We start from the raw sequence: 17,114 nt of genomic DNA, 5'->3' as shown, positions 1-17,114 counted from the left end.
GGTGAATTTATATGAGTAAAATGCGAATTACATATGATAACCATTGGAACTTTGGAATTCATGTTACTGATACAATCAAGTTAGCTCAAAAATTGTTTAGCTCAATAGGGTTTGAGGTCGAAATTGCTAAATCAATTGATATATCCAAAATAAATATATTAATTGAAAACTTTGATGATGAATATACAGAAAAAGTGATGCAAGCACATAAGCAAGGTGCTGAATTTATAGTAATTGCAACGGAGTTTTTAACTGGCACTACATTTAATAGCTTTAATGACTTTAATAGTGAGGAGCATTACGAAAAAAAAGTTTATTGGAAAAAAAGGCATGATAATTTTAAAAAAATTGCGCCTATATCAAAGTTGATATTACATCTGTCTGATATTCAAGTTCCAATATATCAGCGAGCAATTCCTAGTACTCCAGTAATATACTTACCTCATGTCTTCTTTAAATCTTTAGTTAGGTTTGAAATGAAGCCATTCCGTGAGAGAGATATAGATGTTTTGTTTACAGGAACAATGACGTCATATAGACAAGAACAAATAAATTTATTGAGTGAAGCTGGGTTTAATGTCGTTGTTTTACCAATGCTCACTGCTGACTTCCATAGGGAGGACGTTGTCAGTAGAGCGAAATTAACACTCAATATACCTCAAAGCAGGGATTGGGCTTACCCTTCAAATTCAAGGTTATATTATCACCTGCTGCATAACTCTCCGATACTTTCACAGGAAACAGAAGTTTCTTGTGATTTGGATAGGTATGTGTTTCATTGTCAGCCTGATACTCTTGTGGCAGAAGTTAGTGAATTGTTGGTGAATGAACAATTTATTAAAAACTTTCAGTTAAAAAGGCTAAGCTTTATAGAAAACGATGAAGTTAAAATAAATGCTCAAAAGGAAATCCTGTCTAATTTAAACTTTAATGCGTAAAACTTCAGTGTAGTGGTTCAATAATCCCGAGCAATGGATTATTGAATCACTACATTGGTCAATATTATTTTTTAAATCTTTGAAGTATTAGCTGGTTTAAATTTAATCGAATTTCTTATGGTCATGATTTAGTTCAGGTAATTCATAATTCAGCGTATATAAATAAGCGTATAACTCTTCTGGTATTATAGATTGCAAGATAACCTTTTCATCTTTTGATAGATTAATTTTTTGTTTATGGCTTGTCTGATGTTGATTTATTTTCCCTTTCTCAACCCATTGCTTTAATGAGTTTTGATCGTATTCGCAATCCGTTATTTCCTCGCAGATGGATTTTAAGGCTATTGGGTTCGTTGTTATGTCTTCCATTCTAATAGTTTTCATAAGGCTACCGTACCTCCTTATGTCTTGAGCTAAGTTGAAGAGAGTATAGCAGCTAATGATGAATGCTCTTTGATTTGGGTTGCCTTTGTCAAACCAAGCTTTTTTAAGGATATAGGGGAACCTTGTTAAGAAGAGTTTATAAAAGTTTTCATAGTGTTCATTTAGTTCTGGCACATTATGAGACTGAAGCACTCCGGTAGTGTGGCTCTTTAAAAATGCAATGGGGTTTCTTACTAAGTGAAATACTCGTATGTCTAAACTTTCTCCCCCTTCTTTATAAAAAAGCTCTCTAGGCACGTATGTATGTACATTGCCATATGCTTGCATACCAGGAAAGCTGCTTTGATACAAAGAGTAGAGCTTATTAATTGCCATAGTCTTTATATCAAGCCTCTCTCTTCCACGAGTTAGTGAGTCAAGGCGCTCACCTGATTTTTCATGTTCTCTTTCAATACTATCTGAGCCATTATAAATTGAGTCTATTGCATAAGTTCCATGGGACACAAATACTTTTGGGTGTAGGGATAGGCTATAAGCTAGCCAGCGGCTAGCTGAGTAACCGTAACTTACGACAGCAAAATTCTTCATTCGAAGTTCTCCTTGGTAATTAATTTGGCAGAGAAGCCTTGTCCTTGTGCGAACTTTTTCATACTTTCAATTGCTTGATCATGCTGTGGCAATGCGATGACTTTTCCATTAAAGCTTTTTAGATGACCGGTTTCAGCGACTGTTTTACCGTTAATTATTAAACCAGACTCCAGTTGATCAAATAAGGTTAAATTTGGATAATCTGAAATATCAATACCTAATTCATTAATTAGTTTTGAAAAGTCACTTGATATACCCCAAAGGCCTAAGTTTAGACCCTGATTTAGAGTGCTCTTTATTTCTTGTTCCAACTTTTCAAAGCAACTGTCTTCGGCTTTTATCTTTTTATTAATCTTTCTATTTAGAACTTTATTAGACTCTAATATTATATTTTCTAACATCTCAATATTTGTGAAAGTGGAACGTTCAATCTTTGTATTTTCAACCCAATCGCCAACATAAAAATTATATTCACTTGCATCTATATTGGACTTGTTAAAGCTGAATGTTAGGAAGTCTCGATCTTTTATGGTTGGTTTATTGCCATTTTTAATATTTTCAGCAATCTCTCTTTGTTTGGGAGTGTATTCATTTTCATTTAGGTATTTGAGCTCTGAGTACCCCAAATCTTTTACTATATGCTGGAAACCATGTTGTAAGAAAAGCTCTATGTGCTCATTTACAATATTATTCTTCCAGTCGCCAATAATACCTTTTTGCTCTCTATAGTTGTGCTGATGATATAGCATGGTATTTACGTGATCCATTGAGTTCCAAATAGATGCTAATGCTGAATGAGGCAAACTTATGCCTAAAATTGCCGATATTTTCTCCAATGTGGTGATGGGGTGTGTTATTAGATCTTCCCATTTAATGACGTTAAAGTTATCTTTTATATTTAAGAACTCATCCCAGTACTTCTTTTGGTGCTTCAGCAAGCCCGTACAGAGCTTAAGGTCTGAGAACTTGCAAATTGACATTTCTTCCCTTACATCACTTGGTGATTTATCAGGGCAAAACTTTTGCAAATACTCACTAGATAGAGCATTGATTGAGTGGTTGGCGGAGTTGAAAATCCCAAGAGGATTTCTGACGGTCGCAAAAGCTGTTTTATTATCTACTAAGTTTAGCAAGTTACTCGGGTTTTCATGTGAATGAATCGAATCATAAAAGTACTTTAACTCGCTTGGTATCTTATGAGTTACAAGGATGTCTCCCATGCCAACAATGCCAATATACTTTCTTACATACATCTCACCGTCAGGCCCAAACCACTGTGGGCCACCACATATAGTTCTGAACTCACCATTGATAATAATATTTTCTTTATTTTTTACATACGGCTCAAGTGCTTTCATATAACCATGATAAAGCTGAATACCAAATTCTTGGAATGCGTTTTGCGCTATTTTCTTATTAATGTCTTGGTTAAGTTTTCCACTACATAACAAAAGCTTGTGTATGATAGTGTTAAACAGAGCATAACCTGTTCTTGGTTGGCCTGATAGTATAATTTTGTTCATTGAGTCTATCCTTTTAAAGCGGCTAATTGTATCTTCATAACTGATGTAAAGGCTTATTTGATGCAATGACTTTTGTTAATCCTTGTCATTAAACTTCTTCTGCTTATTGTTTTGGGTATGAAAATTTTGTGCCAATAACGTGATTGTTTTAAAAACAAAGCTTTAAGTCAACTTCTTAAGTGGCTAGAATATGGTTGATATCAAAATAAAAAATTAAATATCTATATCGATTGTTTAAAGACTTTACCACTCAAGCCGATATAGCTTTATACACTAAATAAAAGTCGAGGAGATACCTTGAATTCAATTTCACAAGAGTCGAGAAAAGTAGTTGTAGTCAACCCAGGAGGAAGAGGTAAGATCTATCAGTCTCTTGGAGAAGAGCTTACAGCTATCGAACCACCTCTTTGGACCAGACTCGTTGCTGGTTATTTAATTGATAGAGAGGTTCCTGTGCAGATTATTGACACTGAAGCAGAAGCTCTAGGTGTCAAAAATGCGGCGCAAAAAATTAATGACTTAGCCCCTAAACTCGTTGTAATAGTCGCTTTTGGCCACCAACCATCCGCATCAACTCAGGTTATGACTGGTGCTTCAGATCTCATTGACGAGCTAAAACTTATTAACTCTGAGGTTAAAACGCTTTTAATCGGTGGTCATGTTTCAGCCTTACCCCAGGATACACTTGAAAAAACGCGAGTCGACTATGTATGCCAAGGCGAGGGTACTGTAACCTCTTTTGAGCTTTGGCAAGCTCTTAATAATCAGATTCGTATTGAGGAAGTCAAAGGGCTTGTGTATAGAGAGCAAGGAGGGGAGTATTATTATGGTCCTAAGGCAAAAATCTCTGATGACCTAGACACCGATTTACATGGAAATGTGTGGCATTTACTCCCAATGGAGAAGTATCGCGCTCATAACTGGCAATGTTTTGGTGAGCTAGAGTCAAGGCAGCCATATGCTTCAATTTACACCACACTCGGTTGTCCTTACAAATGTATTTTCTGTTGTATCAATGCTCCATTTGATACAAATAAGTATCGTACTCGTAGTCCAGCAGCGGTGGTTGAGGAAATAAAACACCTTTATGAGGAGTATGGAGTCAAGACTTTCAAAATTATTGATGAAATGTTTGTACTCAAAAAAAACCACTATATTCCTATTTGTGAAATGCTAGCAGAGTTACCGTTTGCAGATGAACTTAATATTTGGGCATACGCCAGAGTAGATACAGTTAAAGAAAACACTCTGCCCTTGTTACGTAAAGCTGGTATCCGTTGGCTGGCTCTAGGAATCGAATCCGGGAGTGAAGTGGTCAGAGATGGTGCTAAGAAATCTTTCTCTCAGGATGATATTAGAAATATTGTGAAGCAGATTCAAGAAGCTGATATTAATGTTATGGGTAACTTCATTTTTGGTTTGCCCGATGATGACATTAATGCCATGCAACAAACATTGGATTTAGCTGTGGAGCTGCAGTGTGAGTTTATTAACTTTTACTCTGCAATGGCTTATCCAGGATCAAAGCTCTATGTTGACGCTAAAAAGCTTGGGTGGGAGTTACCAAAAACTTGGTCAGGTTATTCTCAGCACAGTTATGATTGTCAGCCTCTACCTACTAACCATGTTTCTGCAGCAGAGGTGTTAGCTTTCAGGGATTCAGCTTTCCACAATTATTTTGAAAATTGCCAATATCTCGACTTTGTTGAGAAGAAGTTCGGCCTTAATACTCGCGAGCATATTAACACGATGGCTAAAACCCGCTTGCGTCGTAAAATTGTTGAAAGGGCAGCTAACCAGATAAAAATTAATGAACAATAACATGGATAAACTACCAATCGTCTTGGTTTTGGCTGGGGGCAAGGGGTCTAGGTTAAGAAAACTAGTGAGTGATCGGCCGAAGATACTAGCTGATATAAACGGTAAACCGTATATACAATACTTAATGGAGTGGCTCCACAAACAAGGAGCTCTGCAGGTTCACTTATCACTCGGACATCTGGCTGATCAGGTTATAGAATGGCTTCAACAGGCAAAACTTTTAGGTATGGATATATCTTGGCATGTAGAAACGCAATCAAGGGGAACAGGTGGAGCGATTGTCGATGCAATCAATGATTTAGAAAAAAGAGGTAGCTTGACCGAACTTTTGGTGTGTAACGGTGATACTTTTGTGGATTTTGATTTATCTGAGTTTGTTCAAAAAAGCAAATGCTGTGGTGGTATGTTAACCACAAAAGTGTCCAATGCTTCTAGATTCGGAGCTGTAAGTAAATCTGGTGACCTACTTTGTTCATTTCAAGAGAAACAAGTTCTTGATGTAGCCGGAGAGGTAAATGCTGGGTGGTACTTTTTAGAGAAGACACACCTGGAATCATTAAAAAACAGAGATATCTTCTCCTTTGAAAGGGAGTATCTAATGGATCCCTTAAGGCCGCCGATAAAGTGTGTAAACGAAGGCTATAACTTTTTAGATTTTGGCACACCTGAGAGCTATTTACAGGCTCAATTTATTTTTAAGGAGTAGTTATGATAATTACAAGAACTCCGTTTCGGGTTTCCCTGTTTGGTGGGGGGACAGACTATCCTGCTTGGTATTTGGAAAATGGTGGCGCTGTAGTTGGAACGACCATTGATAAATACTGTTATCTTAGCCTCAGGAAATTACCACCGTTTTTTGAGCACAAACATAGAATTGTTTACTCTAAAATAGAAAATGTTTGCGATCCCTCAGAGATTCAACACCCAGCAGTTAGAGCAGTGATGCAAGAACATCCATCAGAGCATGGCATTGAGGTTCATCATTTTAGCGATTTACCTGCGCGCTCTGGCTTAGGTTCAAGTTCAGCTTTTACTGTTGGTTTAATTAATGCCATGCGTGCTCTTGAAGGTAAAATTACTTCAGCCACTCAATTAGGGCTTGAGGCTATAAGGATCGAGCAAGAGATTATTAAAGAGAAAGTTGGCTCTCAAGATCAAGTATGGGCTGCTCATGGTGGCACTAACTATATTGAGTTTAATCATAACGGCCGTATTGATGTATCAAAGTTGATAATGAGACCTGGTAACCATGACATTTTAAATAATCATATCTTACTGTTTTTTACAGGATTCACTCGAATTGCGGAAACCATTGCGGTAAAAAAAATAGAAAATGTCAAAAAGAAAGCGTCACAATTAAACACGTTACATCAAATGGCTGTTGAGGCTAAGAGTATCTTGCAGTCCAAGGAGCCTCAATTTGAGAATATTGGTTTGATGTTAGATGAAGCTTGGCAGTTAAAGCGCGAGCTAGCCAATGGGGTATCCAATCCACAAATAGATGAAATTTATAACGTAGGCAAAGCAGCCGGTGCATTGGGTGGTAAACTGCTTGGCGCTGGCGGTGGAGGATTTATGATGTTTTTTGCTCCCCCAGATGCACATAATAAAATTAAAGCTGCGCTCTCAAGCCTAATACATGTTAACTGCAATATAGGTAGTGAAGGCAGTAAAGTTGTTAGTTATGAGCACTATGAGTAAGCTTTAATTTAGTCCTTATTGCAAGAGGGTTTGAAATTGCAATTTAAAAAGCATCAAGAGGTTAATAACACACTTTGTATTTATGCAAATGCAAGCCAGCAAATTGGCTATGGGCATGTAATGCGACAAATAGCGTTGATCGAAGTGCTGCTTAACAAACAGCATAAGGTCACACTTTTTTACCGTGATTTAGCCCCTCAGTTGCATAGTAAACTCAGCAGGATGGGGGTGGTTCTAAAGTGTGCTGTAGATGAAATCGCTCTTGTAAACATGCTATCAAAAGCCGATATTTTAATTGTCGATGATTATGCTCTATCAAACGAAACAATAATTCAGTTAAAAAACACCGTAAAACAACTTGTTATATTTGATGATGGCACGTATCAGGGGCCATTAGAATTTGATTTAATCGTCAATCCTAGTGATGTAGTCGATACAATTCATAAAGCGCCTAGGGTGTTACAAGGTTTAGATTATCGGCTAATACGAAGTGAGTTTAAATCGTATAGGGCGCGCGAACGCTTTATTGAAAAGAGTATCTTCATTAGTTTAGGTGGTACGGATGTCAAAATGTTGACTCCCGAGCTTTGCCAACAACTTGTTGCTAGTAATGATATTTCAAAGCTCGTTGTTGCAGTGAGTAGTAGTTGTTCAGAACATACACTTACTTTGCTCAACAGGTTAAAGCAACATGCTAAGTTTGAATTACATATTGATTATCCAAATCTCGCTAGATTAATGAGTGAAGCTGATATTGCTATTACGTCAGCAGGAGGGAGTTTGTACGAATTAATGTATTTAGGCGTACCAACGATTGCTTTAGTTTTGGTTGATAACCAATCTCAAGCATTAGACTCAACACTAAACAATGCGGCTTATCAATGCATAGATTTTAGAAATGAGCAGCCGGACTTTGCTAATGTGGTAAAACAGGCTCTATTTTTGCTTAATTCAGCCGATAAAAAGAGAAAGTTGTCACTTTATGGCCAACAGGCAATTGATGGCATGGCAGCAGAGCGCATTATTGAAGCGCTAGATTAATCAAATAATGGTCGATGTAATATAATGAAAAAATTTGATGTTGGGCAATTGCACAAGAGTATCAATATTGATGGTGTCGATATTGGTGAAAATTATCAACCTTACACGATTGCCGAACTTTCAGGAAATCACGGTGGCGATATTAATAAAGCACTTGAACTAATTGATGCAGCAGCAAAAACGGGTGCAAGTGCAATTAAAATTCAAACATATCGTCCAGATACAATTACCCTGGATCATGATGGTCCTGAATTTGTTGTGAAAGATAAATTATGGCAGGGTCGCACCTTATATGAATTATATGAGGAAGCACATACACCTTGGCATTGGCACGAGGCATTATTTGCACGAGCTAAAGAGCATGGCATCACTTTGTTTTCTTCACCATTTGATAAAACAGCAATTGATTTACTCGAAGATTTAAATTGCCCTGCATATAAAATAGCCTCATTCGAAATTACTGATATTGGTCTGATTCAATACGCTGCTAAAACGGGTAAGCCTATCATCATGTCGACGGGGATGGCGACGCTCGCTGAGATTGAAGAAGCAGTCACTGCTGTGAAAGAAGCGGGTGGCACGCAGTTAGCTATTCTTCATTGCGTGAGTGGGTATCCTACTCCAATTGCTGATTGTAATCTTTCAACCTTGGCCTATTTACATCAGTATTTAGATATACCTGTAGGGTTAAGTGATCACAGTTTGGCGGATACTGCTGCGATTGCCTCTGTTGCCTTAGGTGGCAGTATTATTGAAAAGCACTTCAAAATGGCGAACGATACAACAAGTGTCGATGCCGCTTTTTCATTAGATCCAAATGAATTTTCTCGCATGGTGTCTGCGGTTAAAAATACCAAAAGGGCACTGGGTGAGCCTAGTTTTAGACTGGCAAAAAGCGAGCAAGATAATGTTGCATTTCGTCGTTCACTTTATATTGCAGAAGATATCAAAGAGGGCGAGTTATTTACCGAACAAAACCTGCGTTCTGTACGTCCTGGCTCGGGATTGCATCCGCGTTATTTAGATGAATTAATTGGTAAACCTGCGAAACAAGCGTTAACGAAAGGAACACCGATGAAACTAGAGTACGTAACACAATGAAGATTGTAGCCTGCTCACAAGCGCGACTTGATTCAACACGGTTACCTGGAAAAGTATTGCTACAGGTTTGGGGGAAGTCGTTACTTGACTACCACATCAGCCGTGTTGCTCAAGCTACAAAATTGGTTGAGCATGTTATTGCGACCAGCGAGAATGAAAATGACAATAAGATAGTCGCATTTTGCGAGCAACGAGGCGTTAGAGTTATTAGAGGCAGCAAAGATAATGTACTGCTTCGTTTCAACGCAGTGGCAGATGAATTAGCATTAGATAACGAGGACCGTATTATTCGTTTGACGGCTGATTGCCCATTAGTTGATGGCAAATTGATTGATGAGTTAGTTAGTAGTCACTTAGCGCAAGGTGATGACTATACAAGTCTTAATACGGGCAATCTTATTCGTGGATTTGACGCAGAAATTATGTCAGTTGCAGCACTTAGGTATGCAGCTAAACAGGCTTCTAAAGACTATGAGCGTGAACACGTTACACCTTACATCTATCAGCATCCTGAGTTATTCAAATGTGGTCACTTTAAAGCGTTGACTAATATCAGTAGTGCTGCGAGGTTATGTATTGATGAGCCTGCCGATTTTACAATGTTTGAAGCGCTAGTTGCTGCCTACCCTGATGATCTTCTGTGTGCAAGCAGTCAAGATATAATGGCTTTTTTAGCACAGCATCCAGCTATTGCGCAGCTTAATTTACATGTACATCAAAAGCGCTTAGGTGAATAATATGCACATCGCAAATTATGCTGTTACATTAAAGCGGGTAACCGAACAAGATTGTGAGCGTGTCTGGCAGTGGCGCAACATGCCACATGTGCGTCAGCAAATGACCAACCAACAATCTATCCCATGGGATGATCACCAAATTTGGTTTAAGAATATGTTGGTTGATAATTGCCAACGTCATTTTGTTATTTACTACAAAGAGCAGCCAATAGGCGTGATTAATGTTAAGTCAGATCAGCCGATTGAAAACGCCAACCGCGCTGAAATTGGTATTTATATCAGTGACACTCATTTTTTGGGTAATTTAATTGCCTTTGCGCCTTCGCTTGCATTGATTGATTATCTTTTTAATGAGTTAAATGTTAAAGAGTTATATTCAGAAGTAAGGCGAGAAAATACAGCGGCAATCCGCTATAATCAACAACTTGGCTACCAATTGGCAGACCACCCAACAAACCAGGCGTTAGTCAGTATTTCGTTAACTCATGACGACTATTTTCATGCAACGCCTAAACTTAAGTCATTTTTAAACCGAGGTTAATGTGTCACTTAATAAACTGACAGATGCGTTTGTTAGCGTATTAGAAATCGAACAAGACGAAGTATGTGACCAGTTAAGCTATTCAGAGCATCCCAAATGGGACTCTATGAGCCATATGATGCTGGTGGCAGAATTAGAAGCGCAATTTGATATTATGCTTGATACGGATGATATTATTGATATGAGTTCGTTTTTAAAAGCCAAACAAATTCTATCAAAATATGGGGTGTCATTTGACGAGTAATAGCAGCCGAGTATTGATCACTGGTGGTAGCAGCGGTATTGGCTTTGCGGTGGCAAAGCGACTGCTAGAGGATGACTCAAAACTATTATTGGTAGCGCGGGACGAACAACGTTTACAAGCAGCGCAGCAAGCGCTTAAAGCGGATTATCCAGATGCAGATGTTATTGTTTTTGTTGCCGACACGTCTGTTCCTGCTGAAATAAAGAAAATATTTGCTTATTTGCAGCAACAAAAATGTTCATTGTCAGGGCTTGTCCATTGCGCGGGAAGTATGCTTGAAGCGCCATTGATGATGGTACGAGAAGAGCAAATTGATGAGCAATACGCTGTCCATTTAAAATCTGCACTAATGCTTTGTCAAAGCGCCAGTAAAATGATGCTTAGAGCGAAACAGGGCAGTTTAGTCCTTGTAAGCTCTGTTGTGGCTGAACAAGGAAGCAGTGGGCAAGTTGTTTATGCAAGTATGAAATCAGCGATGAGCGGATTGGTTAAAAGTCTTGCCCAAGAGCTTGGTACATTTAATATTCGTGTTAACTGTGTAAGCCCGGGCGTAATAGACACTCCTTTGCTTGCTCACTACGATGATGAAAAAAAGCAGCAACTTGCTGAAAAGTCAGCACTAAAACGCTTAGGCACGGCAAGCGAAGTCGCTAATTTAGTTCGTTTTTTATTAGCTGATGAAAGTCGCTATATTACAGCTCAAAATATCGCTGTTGATGGTGGTTTAAGGTTGTAATATGCATGGTGAGTTTTGGCAATTAGATAATAAAAACCCTGAGGCAAAGCTTTATTACAAAGACCATTGCATAGATTACAATGAGCTAGAAGCTCAAGTGCAGCAGGCCGTAAACTCATTGCCATCTGAGCGCTGTTTAATTGCTTTAGTTGCGCAATCAACACTCGACTTTGTCATTTTTTACTTAGCAGCTCTTAGACAATCTCATGTTGTGTTATTAGTTGATGCAGCCCTCGCTGAAAACGACAGAAATGCGCTACTAGAGCACTATCAAGTTAATCTGCTTATTGAAGGAGAAAAGATTCACTCATTAAGTGATTACACACATCAATTAGCTGATGAACTATGTCTGTTACTATCTACCAGTGGTTCAACGGGCTCCCCTAAGTTGGTCAAGTTGAGTAAAGCTAACTTGGCGGCAAACTGCGCTTCAATAAATCAGTTCTTACCGATAATCAAAGATGATGTGGTAATGACCTTTTTACCGTTATCCTATTCGTTTGGTTTGTCTATTTTGCATACCCATTTAGCAGTGGGGGCGAGTATTGTGCTGCAATCAGATAGCCCTATGTCGGCTGACTTTTGGCATAATTTTGAGCACTACGAGGTGACCAGCTTTTATGGTGTGCCATTGAGTTATCAATTACTTAATAGATTGGGCCTTGAAAAAATGCCGCTTGGCAATGTTCGTTACATGGCACAAGCTGGTGGTAAGTTACTTGTACGTGATTGGCAATTATTAAGTGATTACACGCACAACAATGACATTGATTTTTTTGTTATGTATGGTCAAACCGAAGCAACAGCGCGCATAGCCTATTTACCCGCAGAGTATTTTAGTCGTCAAATTGGTTTTATTGGTAAAGAGATCCCCGGTGTTGAGCTACAGCTTCTTGACTCAGAAGGTGAACGAGTTAAGCAGTTTGATAGCCAAGGTGAGCTGTGTGTTCGTGGTGGTAATATATTTGGCGGTTATAGTGAAACACTGGCAGAGCTGAGCTATTTCGAAAATATTTCTTTGCTCCATACCGGCGATATTGCAATACAATCGCCATCTGGTTTATATCAAATCGTCGGGCGCTCTAAGCGCATCTGTAAAATAGCTGGGCGTCGTATTAATCTTGATGAATTGCAATCGTGGCTCGACGCTTTGTGCCAATTTGAAGTGGTCTGTGTTGGTAGTGAAGATGAAATAGTTGTTTATTCAGAGCAACCTATCGAAGCGGAAGTAATAAAACAATTAGCCACTAAGCTTAAGTGCCATAGTCGTTTAATACAAACAGTCGTGCTCGAAGCGATCCCAAGACTAAGTAACTCTAAGGTGGATTATCATGCACTTAAGCAATGAGCAACTCCTCGAGTTGCCAATTTATGGCTTAAACAAAACGCAAAAGCAGGCGTTTCTTGCATCGCAATTAAGCTTTTTAGATAACCACCATCTTCAGCACTGTGCCTTGTATCAGCGATTGCAACAAGGCTGTGAGCCAGTATCGCCTTTGACAGTACCATTATTTAAAGGGTTTTTGTTAACTAGTATTACAGCCGAGGATCAGCATCGTTTGCTAACCTCATCAGGCACGCAAGGACCTACCTCTAAAATAACGTTAGATTCTGAAACTGCGCAGTTACAAAGCCGGATTTTAACGAAAACCTTACAGCATTGGCTAGGGAAGCAACGGCTTCCAATGCTTGTTATTGATGCAAAGGCAACCATACAAAAGAAAGCTGGTATGTCCGCCCGCGCAGCTGGTATTCAAGGCATGTTGTTTTTTGGCCGCGATCCACATTTTGCATTAAACGATGACATGACATTAAATATTGAAGTCATTGAGCAATTTTTTGAGAAGTATAAAGACACCCCAGTTTTTATGTTTGGCTTTACTTTTATTGTTTGGCAGCAGTTTATTCAACAGCTGGTGCAAATGGGGAAACGCTATTCGTTTTCAAAAGGCATGCTACTTCATGGTGGTGGCTGGAAAAAAATGCAGCAATCAGCGGTAAGCAATAATATGTTTAAGCAGCAAATAGCTCAATCTCTTGGCGTTATTAGCGTGCATGATTATTACGGTATGGTTGAACAAACTGGTACCATTTATATTGAGTGTGAACATGGTCATTTACACGCACCTGTTTGGTCAGACATAACTGTTGTTGATGCAGCCACTGCTGAGCCTCTTGGTAATAATCAAGCGGGCGTGATTCTTCTTAATTCGGTTTTACCAAAGAGTTACCCTGGTCATCGATTATTGACCGAGGATTTAGGAGTGATCCATGGTGAAGATGATTGTGCTTGTGGTCGCTTAGGTAAATATTTTTCAGTGCTTGGCCGTTTGGCGAAGTCGCAGGTGAGGGGTTGCAGTGATACCTTTAGTTGATGATCCTCAAGTAGAGTTTTTATTTGGTAACCCGGCTAACTTGAGCTGTTTAGACACGGCATTTAGTGATGATGTCATAAATGAAATAACTGCTTTTTCAACTTTTCTTTTAAAAGCACAGCACTCTAATGCTCATTCGGCGTTGGGCTTTTGGTGCCGTAAAAGTAACGTATTAGCAATGAAGAGCGATTTTAAAAGCTTTGCTCAATCATCACCGAAAGGGCTTATCTTTCATATTACCCCAGCAAATGTTGATACCGTTTATTTTTACAGCTTAATCCTTAGTATTCTGTGTGGTAACAGCAACATAGTGCGCATTAGTGATCGAAGTGGGGATGAAGCGTATCAGCTAATTGATTCTCTAAAGCGCTTTTTAAGTCAGCGTCCTCAATCAGTATTACATGCTTTAATTTGCATTATTTCTTACCCAAGTTCAGCTGAAGAGCTAACACGATATTTTAGTGAACTATGTGATATGCGGGTAATTTGGGGCGGTGATGACGCAATTGCTAAAATTAACCAGCAATCACCCGTAACAAACCAGATTTGCTTTCCAGATCGCTTCTCCATTGCCGTGTTACATCTTGAAAGTGAAGCTGAAATAGAAGATGCTGCTATACGCTTTACACGTGATTATGTACCTTTCTCACAACAAGCTTGCTCTTCTATAAAAGCGGTTTTGTGGCATAAAACAAGCAAATCTTTACAAGCATTATTCTGGCAGTCTTTAAAGGATAAAGTGCAGTATGGTGATGAAGCATTTTCACAAACCGCTCAATATAATCGTTTATATAACTTTCAGCGATTATTATTGATGCATCAATTTAGTGTCGAAAACACTTATAAATCTGTTGCGGGTTTAATTTGTGAAGCTGCACCTTTTGATTTAGCTATTTTAGCTGATCATAAAGGCGATGGACTCTTACTAAGCTTTGAACTAGAAAATTTTGATTTTGCGACACACGCAAAATTACAAACTGTTTCTTGTTTTGGCTTAACCACTTCAGAGCTTGAAAAGTTATCTTCCCAAGCGCTTAGAATAACATCTCTCGGTTCAGCGTTAATGTTTAATTACCTGTGGGATGGTGAAAATCTATTAATGGCGTTTTCAAATTAATTGCTGATAAGTTTTGAGCACAGTCTGCTTAATATATTCAATGTCTTGTGATGACAAAGATGGATGCAATGGAATTGTCATTGCTTGTTGGTAATACTGCATGCTTTGCGAGAAGTCACACTTATTAAACCCAAGTTCTTGGTAGTAAGGCTGTAAAAAAATCGGAATGTAGTGAAGGTGAGCTTGAACACCTTGCTCTCTTAGCCGTGTAACCATCTGAGCTTGTTGTTGCTGGGTCGTAAAGTTGATTTTCAAGATATATAAATGATAACTGCTGTAACACTCTGACTTTTGTTTTAACGGCTCAAGCCCCTGACTTGTAAAGTACTTATCAAAATCTTCAGCTATTTGGTTTCTAATAGAAATAAAGTTATCTAATTGTTTTAACTGGCTAAGCCCTAATGCGGCTTGCAATTCAGTCATTCTATAATTAAAACCAAGTTCAATTTGTTGATAATACCAAGGACCGTGACTTAGCTCGGTCATTTCATCAGGATGATTTGTAATGCCATGACTACGTAAGCGTTTCATCTTTTTATCAAGCGTTTCACAGTTGGTAACAGCCATACCCCCTTCAGCAGATGTGATTATCTTAACTGGATGAAAGCTAAAAACAGTGATGTCAGAGTAATCACAACTGCCAACAGGGTTGCCTTTATACTTGGCGCCAATAGCATGAGAGGCATCTTCAATCACCTTAAAACCATACTCTTTGGCAAGTTCATTGATTGCTGCCATATCGCATGACTGGCCAGCTAAATGAACTGGGATCACAACTTTAGGGAGTTGCTGGTTTTGTTTGGCTATCGCTAGTTTTTCTTTAAGGGCAACAACAGACATATTGCCTGTCTCAAGATCGATATCAACAAAGTCGACACTTGCGCCACAATACAGTGCGCAGTTACTTGATGCGACAAAGGAAATTGGTGATGTCCATACGATGTCAGCAATACCTACACCTAAAGCTAGGCAAGCAATATGTAAAGCTGAAGTAGCACTGTTAGTGGCACAGGCATGGTTAGCACTGCAATATTCAGCAATGGCACTTTCAAATGCCGGAACCGCAGGTCCCTGCGTTAGCCAGTCAGACTTTAATACATCAATTACGGCATTAATGTCATCTTGCGAAATACTTTGCTTACCGTAGGGAATTAGCTTATTTGTCATGAGAAGTATTACAGTAAAGCTTGAACATTGAAGTTTTTAATTTCTTCAATGCTCATATAATCAGGGTTATCAAGTGAGTTATACTCGAATCCTTGGGCTACTTGTTCACCTTTTTCACCAAGCGCATTAACAGTGAAGTCATTACTACGACTACTGAATTTAATACCCGGAGCGATTACAAAGTGATCGCTATATTCGTACGTCTCAAAGCATAAGTCGGCCGGGCACATGACTTCGTGTAACTTTTCACCAGGGCGAATTCCGATAATCTTAATTGGTAAATCGGGTGCCATGGCTTTGGCAAGATCAGTAATACGAATTGAAGGTATTTTTGGAACGAAAATCTCACCACCTAACATACGTTCAAAGTTAGTTAGAACAAAATCAACACCTTGTTGCAGGCTAATCCAAAAGCGAGTCATTTCTTCATGAGTAATTGGAATGTGGTCACGACCTTGGTCAATAAATTTTTGGAAAATTGGCACCACTGAGCCACGCGAACACACGACATTACCGTACCTTACTACTGAAAAGGTTGTGCGATTGCCGCCAGCAATATTATTTGCAGCAACAAATAATTTGTCTGATGCAAGTTTTGTCGCACCATATAAGTTAATAGGGTTCGCTGCTTTATCAGTCGACAGTGCAATCACTTTTTCTACGTTATTATCAAGAGCTGCATCAATGACGTTTTCAGCACCATTAATATTAGTTTTGATACATTCCATTGGGTTGTATTCAGCGGCAGGTACTTGTTTTAATGCTGCTGCGTGAATCACATAGTTCACGCCGCGCATGGCACGGCGAAGTCTTTCTTTATCGCGTACATCACCAATGAAATAACGCATACACGGTTGGTCAAACTCTTGCTGCATTTCAAACTGTTTTAGTTCGTCCCGAGAGAAAATAATGATTTTTTTAGGTTTAAAGCGTTCTAATAACGTTTTGACGTATTTTTTACCGAATGAACCGGTACCACCGGTAATTAAAATTGTTTTATTGTCGAACATAGTGTTACCCGAGTTATTTATCATTGGCGTTTGATACGCAAAGTGAGAATTTTGACACAATTCTCAGTAATTTAACTATTAACTAATACT

Annotated in this window: 17 protein-coding genes; 13 read left to right on the top strand and 4 right to left on the bottom strand. The window is 38.8% G+C overall.

Translation table 11 applies throughout. From position 1 onward, the window contains the following. Positions 1-11 precede the first annotated feature (11 nt). Positions 12-938 carry a CgeB family protein gene (locus ACSFVZ_RS08145; protein WP_435558575.1) on the top strand — a complete coding sequence of 309 codons (927 nt, stop codon included), beginning with the start codon at positions 12-14 and terminating at the stop codon, positions 936-938. 102 nt (positions 939-1,040) lie between these two features. On the opposite strand, the gene ACSFVZ_RS08140 is transcribed toward ACSFVZ_RS08145, so the two are convergent. Then, on the bottom strand, positions 1,041-1,910 hold the full coding sequence (locus ACSFVZ_RS08140; RefSeq protein WP_435558574.1) for a hypothetical protein: 870 nt from the start codon (positions 1,908-1,910) through the stop codon (positions 1,041-1,043). Then, positions 1,907-3,433, bottom strand: a complete 1,527-nt coding sequence (locus ACSFVZ_RS08135; RefSeq protein WP_435558573.1) for a sulfotransferase domain-containing protein — start codon at positions 3,431-3,433, stop codon at positions 1,907-1,909. The genes ACSFVZ_RS08140 and ACSFVZ_RS08135 overlap by 4 nt, the downstream gene beginning before the upstream one ends. A 297-nt stretch (positions 3,434-3,730) precedes the next feature. On the opposite strand from ACSFVZ_RS08135, the gene ACSFVZ_RS08130 reads away from it, so the two are divergent. The 12 genes from ACSFVZ_RS08130 to ACSFVZ_RS08075 are packed head-to-tail and all read left to right on the top strand — an operon-like array spanning position 3,731 to position 14,847. After that, entirely contained in the window at positions 3,731-5,254 is a 1,524-nt protein-coding gene (locus tag ACSFVZ_RS08130) for a B12-binding domain-containing radical SAM protein (protein ID WP_435558572.1), read from the top strand. 1 nt (position 5,255) lies between these two features. Further along, positions 5,256-5,960, top strand: a complete 705-nt coding sequence (locus ACSFVZ_RS08125) for a sugar phosphate nucleotidyltransferase (RefSeq protein WP_435558571.1) — start codon at positions 5,256-5,258, stop codon at positions 5,958-5,960. Positions 5,961-5,962: 2 nt separating this feature from the next. After that, positions 5,963-6,955 carry a GHMP family kinase ATP-binding protein gene (locus ACSFVZ_RS08120; RefSeq protein ID WP_435558570.1) on the top strand — a complete coding sequence of 331 codons (993 nt, stop codon included), beginning with the start codon at positions 5,963-5,965 and terminating at the stop codon, positions 6,953-6,955. Between the two features lie 36 nt (positions 6,956-6,991). Then, the gene (pseG, locus tag ACSFVZ_RS08115; protein WP_435558569.1) at positions 6,992-7,996 is read left to right on the top strand and encodes a UDP-2,4-diacetamido-2,4,6-trideoxy-beta-L-altropyranose hydrolase; all 1,005 of its coding nucleotides are present in this window, start codon (positions 6,992-6,994) and stop codon (positions 7,994-7,996) included. Between the two features lie 24 nt (positions 7,997-8,020). Continuing rightward, positions 8,021-9,097, top strand: coding sequence for a pseudaminic acid synthase (pseI, locus tag ACSFVZ_RS08110; RefSeq protein ID WP_435558568.1), 1,077 nt, complete (start codon positions 8,021-8,023; stop codon positions 9,095-9,097). Then, positions 9,094-9,834 carry a cytidylyltransferase domain-containing protein gene (locus ACSFVZ_RS08105; protein ID WP_435558566.1) on the top strand — a complete coding sequence of 247 codons (741 nt, stop codon included), beginning with the start codon at positions 9,094-9,096 and terminating at the stop codon, positions 9,832-9,834. The genes pseI and ACSFVZ_RS08105 overlap by 4 nt, the downstream gene beginning before the upstream one ends. 1 nt (position 9,835) lies before the next feature. Next, entirely contained in the window at positions 9,836-10,375 is a 540-nt protein-coding gene (gene pseH / locus ACSFVZ_RS08100) for a UDP-4-amino-4,6-dideoxy-N-acetyl-beta-L-altrosamine N-acetyltransferase (protein WP_135923846.1), read from the top strand. 1 nt (position 10,376) lies between these two features. Further along, positions 10,377-10,619, top strand: a complete 243-nt coding sequence (locus ACSFVZ_RS08095) for an acyl carrier protein (protein ID WP_119853507.1) — start codon at positions 10,377-10,379, stop codon at positions 10,617-10,619. Next, positions 10,609-11,355 (top strand): SDR family NAD(P)-dependent oxidoreductase, encoded by a 747-nt coding sequence (locus ACSFVZ_RS08090; RefSeq protein ID WP_435558563.1) that lies wholly within the window; start codon positions 10,609-10,611, stop codon positions 11,353-11,355. Before ACSFVZ_RS08095 ends, ACSFVZ_RS08090 begins: the two co-directional genes overlap by 11 nt. Before the next feature lies 1 nt (position 11,356). Further along, complete coding sequence (locus tag ACSFVZ_RS08085; RefSeq protein WP_435558562.1) at positions 11,357-12,703, top strand: AMP-binding protein; 1,347 nt, start codon at positions 11,357-11,359, stop codon at positions 12,701-12,703. Further along, the gene (locus ACSFVZ_RS08080) at positions 12,687-13,730 is read left to right on the top strand and encodes a LuxE/PaaK family acyltransferase (protein ID WP_435558561.1); all 1,044 of its coding nucleotides are present in this window, start codon (positions 12,687-12,689) and stop codon (positions 13,728-13,730) included. Before ACSFVZ_RS08085 ends, ACSFVZ_RS08080 begins: the two co-directional genes overlap by 17 nt. Then, positions 13,714-14,847, top strand: coding sequence for an acyl-CoA reductase (locus ACSFVZ_RS08075; protein ID WP_435558560.1), 1,134 nt, complete (start codon positions 13,714-13,716; stop codon positions 14,845-14,847). The genes ACSFVZ_RS08080 and ACSFVZ_RS08075 overlap by 17 nt, the downstream gene beginning before the upstream one ends. On the opposite strand, the gene pseC is transcribed toward ACSFVZ_RS08075, so the two are convergent. Together pseC and pseB are read right to left on the bottom strand one after the other, a co-directional pair. Then, positions 14,839-16,014 carry a UDP-4-amino-4,6-dideoxy-N-acetyl-beta-L-altrosamine transaminase gene (pseC, locus tag ACSFVZ_RS08070; RefSeq protein WP_435558559.1) on the bottom strand — a complete coding sequence of 392 codons (1,176 nt, stop codon included), beginning with the start codon at positions 16,012-16,014 and terminating at the stop codon, positions 14,839-14,841. The two genes, ACSFVZ_RS08075 and pseC, sit on opposite strands and share 9 nt — an antisense overlap. Before the next feature lie 8 nt (positions 16,015-16,022). Continuing rightward, positions 16,023-17,024, bottom strand: coding sequence for a UDP-N-acetylglucosamine 4,6-dehydratase (inverting) (gene pseB / locus ACSFVZ_RS08065; RefSeq protein WP_435558558.1), 1,002 nt, complete (start codon positions 17,022-17,024; stop codon positions 16,023-16,025). Between the last annotated feature and the right edge of the window lie 90 nt (positions 17,025-17,114).

The organism is Pseudoalteromonas nanhaiensis (assembly GCF_051235485.1).
In the GTDB taxonomy this organism is placed as follows: Bacteria; Pseudomonadota; Gammaproteobacteria; order Enterobacterales; family Alteromonadaceae; genus Pseudoalteromonas; species Pseudoalteromonas lipolytica_C.
This window is presented reverse-complemented; position numbering and strand designations above follow the sequence as displayed.